The organism is Nonomuraea sp. NPDC003709, from assembly GCF_040610775.1.
Classification (GTDB): Bacteria; Actinomycetota; Actinomycetes; order Streptosporangiales; family Streptosporangiaceae; genus Nonomuraea; species Nonomuraea angiospora_A.
Map to the genome: position 1 here is coordinate 25672 of NZ_JBEXMW010000054.1, position 8944 is coordinate 34615.

Sequence of the window (8944 nt, forward strand, 5' to 3'; positions counted from 1 at the left end):
CCGGCGTCCGTCAGGCCAGGGTCGGCACAGCGCCGCACTCGGCCCGTTCGACCGTGACGCCCGGCAGGCCCCTGACCCATCGGCCGGTGATCTCGCCGAGCCGCGCGGCCGGCGGGGGAGTGCGGCCCAGTCCGATGGCGTAGCGGGCCGATCGAGGACCGGTCTCGAACGGGCGCGGCCAGGCGTGGACGTCCCGCAACCCGGCCTCTTCCAGGGCGGTGAGCAGGTCCAGCATCCGCCCTCTGACGCGGCCGAGCGTCGCGTCAAGCTCCTCAGGGCGGTCCGAGCGCACGGTCAGGACCGCCCAGGCCGCGTGGCGCCGGTGGAGGGGCGGCGGTGCGGGCAGTTCGGCGGAGCGGCCGCTCTCGACGAGCTCCCATGCCTGGTAGAGCTCCTGGGTGAGCAGGTCCAGGCCGCCGGGGGTGACCTGGCGGGCGCAGTTGCGTACGGGGGCGCTGGGCGTCATCACCGCGATCGGGGCCGGTTGGGGCGAGGCGGGGCCGAGGGCGATCGGGGCCGACTGGGGCGAGGCGGGGCCGAGGGCGATCGGGTCTCGCCAGTCCCAGGCGGCCCACGTACTGAAGAAGAGGCTCAGCAGGTCGTCGGCGGGCAGGTCGCCGCTCTCCCGTACGGTGTGCGCGGCCATGACCGTCCAGGCCAGGCCGGGCAGCCCGCCGAACGGGGCCGAGTCCAGGCCGCGTGCCCGCGCCCACGCCTTCACCCGCCGGGCGAGCAGGGCGAAACGGGCGTGCTGCCCGCCGACGGCGGTGCGGATCGCGTCCGCGTCGCTGACCGCGCTCAAGGCGATCGCGGCCGCCTCGCCCAGCTCGGCGCGGCGGGCCGGCGCCTGCTCGGGGGGCAGCGATCCGGTGGGGACCACGGTCAGGTCCACCTCCAGCCCGTCCGTACGGAACCGCAGGCCCGGCACCCGCGCGCCGATCACCTGGCGCAGCCGGTCGAGGTCGGGCAGCGCGGCCCGCACCCGGGCCTCGACCTCGGCCATGTCCGGTTCGCCGGGCAGCGCGGCCACCAGGTCCAGGTCCGCGCCAGGGAGTTCGCAGCCCATGCGCCGGGATCCGGCGACGGACACGACACCCGGCCGCAGCGCCTCCGCCAGCCGCCGGGCCACCCGATCGGCCGAGTCGTCGTGCTGCTCCTTTCGGCCGGCTGAGGTGTCGCGCCGTTCCTTTCCGCCGGTCGCCCGATCGGTCGAGGTGTCGCGTTGCTCCTTCCCACCGGTCGCCCGATCGGCCGAGGCGTCGTGCTGTTCCTTGCCGCCGGTCGCGGGCTCGGCGATCCAGCGGATCTCGCCCGTGCCCAGGGCGACCCGCGCTCGGGGGCGCATGGGCTCGTCCGCGCGGCGCGACAGCAGCACCAGCTCTCCCACCTCCGCCGCCATCCCGTCCAGCCGGATCGGGTCGTCCGTACGGCCGAGCGTCAGGTGCGGGGTGAAGCCCTCAGGGCGTCCCTCGCAGCGGGGGAAGCGCCGTTCGAGCGCGCGGCGCAGGCGGGCCCAGGGCGCCGGGTCGCCGGCGGCGGGGTCGAGCCAGGCCGTCGAGTGGTCGCGGTGCCGGAACGTACGCACCCCTTCCAGCCTGGCGGTGAACGGCGCGACCTCGGCGGTGGCCGCGGCCACCAGGGACGCCGCCGCCTCGAACTCCGACTCCGGCACGAAACCGAAGAGCAGGTTGACGTGCGGCGGCCAGCGGTCGATCTGCGGATCGTGCGCGCGGCGGACGGCCTGGATCGGCGGCCACAGCTCCCGCGGCGGTATCCACGCCACCGCCGTCCGCGCCGTCGGCGGCACGTCGAGCACCCCGCCGGGCTCCGCACCCTCGAGGTCCAGGACCGCCTCCACCCCGTAGTGGTCGGAGACGTACAGCCCGTCGGGGGTGGGCGTGTCGCCGCGCAGGGCCGCCGAGACCACCCGAGGCCGGCCGCGCAGCAGGATCCGGTCCAGGCGCGAGGCCCGGCCGGACAGGGAGGCGAGCGCCGCCAGCGGGTTGGCGTCCGGGTCGAAGGTGGGGGTCTGGTCGGGTCCGTGCGCCTCCGTCCAGGCGTCGCGCAGGCCGAGCGCGGACGCGGGGGTGTCCGTGCCGTCGTTGAAGTCGCCCAGCAGGATCACGTCGCCGTCCACACCGGCCAGCCCCTCGGCGATCCTGGCCAGCTCGGCCCGCCGCCTGGCCGCGCCGTCGCCGGAGTGGTCGCTGGTCAGGTGGGTGGCGGCGACGACGAGGACGCCGGTGGCGGTGTCCACGGCGATGGCGGCCACCGACTTGTGCGGGCCGAGCTCGTGCCGGGCCGCCTCCCGTACGGGCAGCCGGCTGAGCAGTAGCAGGCCGCTGTCGTCGATGTCCGGGCCGTACGGGTCGGTGCCGAGGGTGTAGCCGGCGCGTACCCAGGGGGCCGCCAGCAGCATCGACACCAGCTCGGGCTCGACCTCCTGCAAGGCGATGACGTCGGCGTCGGCCGCCTCGAGGGCCGCGAGGAGCAGGCGACGGCGCCGGGCCGTGTCGAGGAGATCGCTGTCGTAGCGGTCCCACAGCGTGTTCCACGTCAGCACGCGCGGAGCCGGGTGCCCGGCGCGCCCGCGTCCGATGGCCGGGCGCCATCCGTCCACCGGATCCCAGGCGTGCGGGGTCCTGGCCGTGAAGAACGGCGGCCGCAGGCCCCGCGGGTCGCGGGCCCGGCCGGCCTCGCAGGTGTCGACGCGGTCCAGGCCCGTGGCGCGGTCCCAGACCAGCTCGCCGTCCGCCTCGACGAACAGCACCCGGTGCCAGGGGATGTCGCCTCCCGGGGTGAAGGCGGGCAGCGCGACGCGCTTGGGGGCGGCGTTGCGCTGGCCGACCCCCAGGACGAACCGGGACGGGTCGAACCGCGGGTCCCAGCGGATCCGGTGGTAGATCTCCTCACTGGTACGCATCACGCCTCCAAGGTCCCGTCCACGTCTTCGACGGTGCCGCGCGCCCCGACGTACCAGGTGCGGTGGGCCTGCCCGGGATACGGCGGGACGAACCGGCGCGCCTGCGCGGCCAGCACGTGCGCGGGCACCGGATGGGGGCGGCGGGCGTTGCGCCGGTGCAGCTCGTCCTCCTCCACCAGCACGACCGCGTGCGTGGTCAGCGCGTCGCGGCGGCGCGCCACGGCGTGGACGAGGGAACGCTGGTGCTGGTTGAGCGAGGTGGCGTCCCACACCACGGTGCCGCCGGCGGCCAGGGCGGCGTCGAGCCGGTCGAGCCCCTCGCCGAGCACCTCCCGGTTGGCCCGCTGGTCCGCCCGCGAGCCCCGGGCCTGGCGCAGGTCGTCCAGCGACAGGTACGCGTCGATTCCCGAAAGACCCGCCGCGAACGTGCTCTTCCCGCTGCCCGACGGCCCGACCAGCTGCACCAGCCTGGGGAACGGCCTGGACCGCCACCGCCAGGTCGCCGCCACGGCCTCCTCGACCGTCGAGATCCGTCCCCCGGCCCAGGAGTCGCGGGCCTCCGCCCAGCACCGGTCGGCCGCCTCCGGGCCGAGGCCGGCCAGGGCCTCGCGCAGGCCGGCACGGAACGGCTCCAGCGGCTCCGGGCCGAGCAGCCCGGCGTCCTCGGCGTGCAGGGCCGACCATTCGACCTGCTCGCGGGCCTGGTCGCGCTCGTCGTCCGCGCGCCCGGCCGGCACGGCCGCCGCGACGGCGTGCAGCACGCCCAGGTCGGCGGCCAACGCCATGCGCCCCAGCCCGGCCCGCCGCTCCTCGTCCGGGTACGGGCGGTGCAGCGCACCGTGCAGCCCGACCAGGTCCGCGACCTGCCGCGCCGACCGCATGCCCAGCGGCCCCGCCAGCCGCGCCGCCAACGTGGCCCGCGGCACGGCGTGCGCCACCACGGCCAGCACCCCGGCCAGCCGGGCATCTCCACACCGGCCGATAGCGTCCAGCCGCGCCACCACCTCGGCCACCGAGTCCGAAGCCATCGAGTCCGAAGCCGCCGCATCCGGGGTCGCCGCGTCCGGAGCCACCGCCTCTGGGGCCACCGCCTCCGGGGCTGCTCCTTCGGTTCCGGGCAGGTCCACCGCGGCCAGCAGGGCGCTCACGTCGGGGTCCGCGCCCGAGCGCACCGACCACAGCGCCGCCGCCGGGCCCAGAGCGTTCGGCACGACGGTGGCGTGCATCCAGTGCGTGTCCGTCCGCACGTGCTGCGGCCGCACCCATTTGGCCACCCGCCCCGCGAACTCCGCCCGTCCGAACCCCTCGGCGGCCCGCACCACGTAGCCCTCCTGCCGCTCCGGGTCCAGCCGCAACCCCCGCAGCGCCCGCTCGTCGAAGACGCCGCGCCACAGCACCGGCGGCACCGGGACCCCCAGCCCGCGCAGGAAGCCGACCGTGCGGTCCCAGTCCAGGCACCGATCGCCGTCCCAGACCGAGAACCCGTAGAACCAGCTCTCCAGCCCGTGGTACGCGATGGAGTGCCGGGCGTACATGTTCTCCCCGCACACGCGCCACCCCGCGGGGATCCGCCCGCCGATCCGCCCCTGCAGAGCCTTCACCCACGCCCGGGACGGATGGTGGGCCGAGTCCAGCGACCTGGCGTGCATCCCGTCGGCGTACAGGGTGGTGTTCTCCCCGTCGAGCTTCTCGGTGACCACGACCTCGCGCCCGCGCAGCCCGGACAGGTCGCCCGCGCGCACGTCGTCCGGGGTCGCACCGGGCGACCAGGGCAGGTGAGGGGTACGCGGATAGTGCACGCGCATGATCCCTCCCCCCGCTCGGCCGCAGTCACTGTACAAGCGGCAAGAACCCGCCTCCATCGAATAAACCGTCGTTTCGGAACGTGTACGAAACTTTCACCGGCGCAGATCATTCGCTGACCAGGATGAATGGCTCCCACGGTCCTGGTGGCTGACAGGACTCGTTGACAGCTCCGTAAAGCCGTGCCGATACTTTCGACACAAGTCCGATAATTTCGGAATCGTCGCGAGGAGGAAGCACATGCTCATCCGCCGTGCCTGCGCCTTGGTCGTGGCGCTGGTCGTCGCCATCGTGATGCCGCCCGGCATCGCCAACGCGGCCCCCATAACCTCCAACCAGACCGGCACCAACAACGGCTACTTCTATTCGTTCTGGACCGACAGCGCCGGGTCGGTGTCCATGAACCTCGGATCCGGCGGCAATTACAGCACCTCATGGAGCAACACCGGCAATTTCGTCGCCGGTAAGGGCTGGAACCCCGGCGGACGCAGGACCGTGAACTACTCGGGCAGCTTCAACCCGTCCGGCAACGCCTATCTGGCACTCTACGGCTGGACGAGAAATCCGCTCGTGGAGTATTACGTCGTCGACAACTGGGGCACCTACCGGCCCACGGGCACGTACAAGGGCACCGTGACCAGCGACGGCGGCACGTACGACGTCTACCAGACGACGCGGTACAACGCCCCTTCCATCGAAGGCACGAGAACCTTCAACCAATATTGGAGCGTCCGGCAGTCGAAGAAGACAGGCGGCACCATCACCGCCGGCAACCACTTCGACGCATGGGCCCGCTACGGCATGAGCCTGGGCAGCCACGATTACATGATCCTCGCGACAGAGGGATATCAGAGCAGCGGAAACTCCAACATCACGTTGGACGGCTCCTCCGGCGGCGGAGGGGGCGGCAACCCCGGCGGCGGCTGCACCGCGTCGTTGTCCGCGGGACAGCAGTGGAGCGACCGGTACAACCTCAACGTCGCCGTCAGCGGCTCCAGCAACTGGACCGTGACGATGAACGTGCCGTCCCCGGCGAAGATCATCGCTACCTGGAACATCACCGCCAGTTACCCCAGCGCCCAGGTGCTGACCGCCAGGCCCAACGGCAACGGCAACAACTGGGGCGTGACGATCCAGCACAACGGCAACCAGACCTGGCCGACGGTCTCCTGCAGCGCGAGCTGACCGTTGGCGACAGGCCGGAAAGATCTTTCCGGCCTGTCCCTCTCGACCATGAATGCCCGCTGGGTCACAATCGGCGCTGGTGCCACAAGCACGCTACAGAGCCACTACAGGCGAGGAGCGGGTCATGGTCGACGCGACCTTTGCAATCTTGGGCCCGGTACGGGTGAGCTGGGCCGATGGTAGGCAGGTGCATCTCAGCGGCAAGCCGCGCGCCGTCCTCGCCAGCCTGCTGCTCAACGTCAACACGCTGGTGTCCCGGGAACGGCTGGTGGAGGCCCTGTGGGAAAACCCCCCTCCCTCCGCCATCCCCAACCTGCAGACCTACATCGGCCAGCTCCGCAAGAGCCTGTCGCTCGACAGGCGGCTGCTCACCAGGGAAACGGGCTACACCTTCGAGGCGCACGCCGAGGAGGTGGACCTCCTCCAGTTCGAACAGGCGATCCGGCTGGCGCGGAAAGAGTCCGAGGCGGGCGACGTCCGCGCCGCCGTCGCCCAGTTCGAGAGGGCTCTGGGGATGTGGCGGGGCAAACCCGCCGAAGGCACCAAGCTCTCCGGTCACATGCTCGCCCGCGTGACCGAGCTGGAAGAGCGGCTGGCCGCGGTCAGGCTGGACTGGGCCGAAGCGAAGCTCGCCCTCGGCCGGCCCGCGGAGGTGATCGAGGACCTTCGCGCGTTCGTCGCCGAGCAGCCGCTGCGCGAGCGCGCGTGGCGGCTGCTCATGCTCGCGCACTCGCGAGCGGGACAGCGGGACAAAGCGCTGGAGGCCTTCCAGCACGCCCGCTCGGTGCTCACCGACGAGCTGGGCCTGGAGCCCGGCGAGGAGCTCCAGCAGTTGCAGGCCGCCATCCTGGCCGGCGCCACGCCGGTGAGCGAGCCCGCACCGTGGACGCCGGTCTGCCGGCTCCCCTCGGACGTCAAGCATTTCAGCGGCAGGGAAGCCGAGCTGTTCGAGCTGGACGGGCTTCTCCCGCTCCCGGACGAGGCCCCGCCGCGCACCGCCACGACCTGCGTGATCACCGGCACCGGCGGGGTCGGGAAGACGTCGCTCGCCGCCCACTGGGCCCACACGGCACGCGACCGCTTTCCCGACGGCCAGCTCTACGTGGACCTGCGGGGCTTCAGCCCCGGCGCGACGCCCATGTCACCGTCGGAGGCGGTGCGGATTCTGCTCGGGTTCCTGCACGTGCCCTACCACCGGATGCCCTCCACCTTCGGCGAGCAGATCGGGCTCTACCGGAGTCTGCTGGCCGGCCGGCGGGTGCTCGTCCTCCTGGACAACGCCCGCGATCCGGACCAGGTGCGCCCACTGCTGCCCCCGTCTCCGGAGGCCCTCACCCTGGTGACCGGCCGGACCGCGCTCACCGGCCTGATCGCGGCCGAGGGCGCCCACTTACTGCGCCTCGCGCCGCTCTCCGACGCGCAGGCCGGCCAGCTGCTGAGACGCCGCCTGGGCCAGGACCGCATGGCGGCCGAACGCGAGGCGGTGGACGGCATCATCAAGACGTGCGCGGGGCTGCCGCTGGCCCTCGGGATCGTCGCGGCGCGGGCCATCATCAACGCCGGCCTTCCCCTCACCGCGCTGGCGGACGAGCTCCAGGCGGAGCCCACCCGGTTGGACGCCCTGCAGACCGACGAGCTGAGCACCGACCTGCGGGAGGTCTTCGGCTCCTCCTATCGCGTGCTGGCCCCCGAGGCGGCCGAGACCTTCGCCCATCTGGGCCTCGTGTCGGGCCCGGACACGAGCCTGCTCGCCGTCGCCAGCCTGATCGGCCGCCCGGTGGCGCACACCCGTACGCTGCTGCGCACCCTGGAAACCGCCCATCTGCTGGATCAGCACGTTCCCGGCCGGTATCGGATGCACGATCTCGTCCGCCTCTACGCCATCGACCGCGCCCGCCTCGACCTGAGCGCGGACGCCCGTACCGCCGCCGTGCGCCGTTTCGTGGACTTCTACCTGCACACGTCGTACGCCGCCGACCGCCTGCTCTCCCCGCGCCGGCGCAGTGCCATCCGGATGGAGCCGCCCGCTCCCGGTTGCCTGACGGACGCCCTGGCGGACGTGGCGGCGGCACAGGCCTGGTTCAAGGCCGAGCACGCCTGCGCGCTCGCCGCCCAGCGGCTGGCCGCCGAGCACGGTCTTCATGGCGCCGTATGGCAGCTGGCCTGGACGCTCGACACCTTCCACCTGGGCCACAACCTGCTCCAGAACTGTGTCGCGGCCTGGCGCCTGGCGTCCGGCGCCGTCGAACACGTGGCCGATGTGACCGCCCATGCCATGGTCCACCAGCTGCTCGGCCGCGCCTGCACCCGGGCGGGGCTCCACGCGGAGTCGCTGTCCCATTTCGCCGAAGCCCTCGCCCTGTACGAGCAGTCGGGAGACATCGCCGGCCAGGCCCATGTCCGCCATACGCTCGGGCTGGCGTGGGGCCACCGGGAGGAGCCCGTGCAGGCGCTGGTCCATCTGGAGCACGCCCTGCGGCTGTACAGGGACATCGACGACGCCATGGGGGAGGCCAACGCGCTCAACTCCCTGGGGTGGGGCACCGCGATGCTCGGCGACTTCCCCAGGGCCCGGGAGCACTGCGAACAGGCGCTGGCCCTGCTCCGCAGTTATGGCGACCGCAACGGCGAGGCGGCGACCCTCGACAGCCTCGGCTACATCGCCCACCACACCGGCCGTCACACCCGGGCCCTCGACTACTACCGCGAGGCCCTGACGCTGCGGCGGGAGACCGGCAACGCCAGCCAGGAGGCCGACACGCTCCTCCACCTCGGCGACACCCACCACGCCCTCGGCCAGGACGGCGAAGCCGCCCGGGCCTGGGGCCAGGCCCTCGCCATCTACCAGGACCAGCACCGCACCGAGAAGGCGAAGCACGTGCGGGAGAGGCTCGACGCCTTGGGAGCGAGATCCTCCTAGAGGGCGGGCTGGAGGGGCTGTTCGGTCCAGATGCACTTGCCGGTGTCGGTGTAGCGGGTGCCCCAGCGATGGGAGATCGCGGAGACCAGCTGGAGCCCGCGGCCGCCCTCGTC

The 8944-nt window shown here is 73.0% G+C and carries 4 protein-coding genes; 2 read left to right on the forward strand and 2 right to left on the reverse strand.

What is annotated here, in order from left to right; genetic code table 11:
• Positions 1–10: 10 nt before the first annotated feature.
• Positions 11–2923, reverse strand: a complete 2913-nt coding sequence (locus ABZX61_RS64055; protein ID WP_355212723.1) for a poly(A) polymerase — start codon at positions 2921–2923, stop codon at positions 11–13.
• On the reverse strand, positions 2923–4728 hold the full coding sequence (locus ABZX61_RS64060; protein WP_355212725.1) for an RNA ligase family protein: 1806 nt from the start codon (positions 4726–4728) through the stop codon (positions 2923–2925). The genes ABZX61_RS64055 and ABZX61_RS64060 overlap by 1 nt, the downstream gene beginning before the upstream one ends.
• A gap of 238 nt (positions 4729–4966) precedes the next feature.
• Here ABZX61_RS64060 and ABZX61_RS64065 point away from each other — a divergent pair, with 238 nt between their 5' ends.
• Entirely contained in the window at positions 4967–5911 is a 945-nt protein-coding gene (locus tag ABZX61_RS64065; protein ID WP_355212728.1) for a glycoside hydrolase family 11 protein, read from the forward strand.
• Positions 5912–6035: 124 nt separating this feature from the next.
• Positions 6036–8831: a BTAD domain-containing putative transcriptional regulator gene (locus ABZX61_RS64070; RefSeq protein ID WP_355212730.1), complete on the forward strand. Its 2796-nt coding sequence runs from the start codon at positions 6036–6038 to the stop codon at positions 8829–8831.
• The last annotated feature ends 113 nt before the right edge of the window (positions 8832–8944 follow it).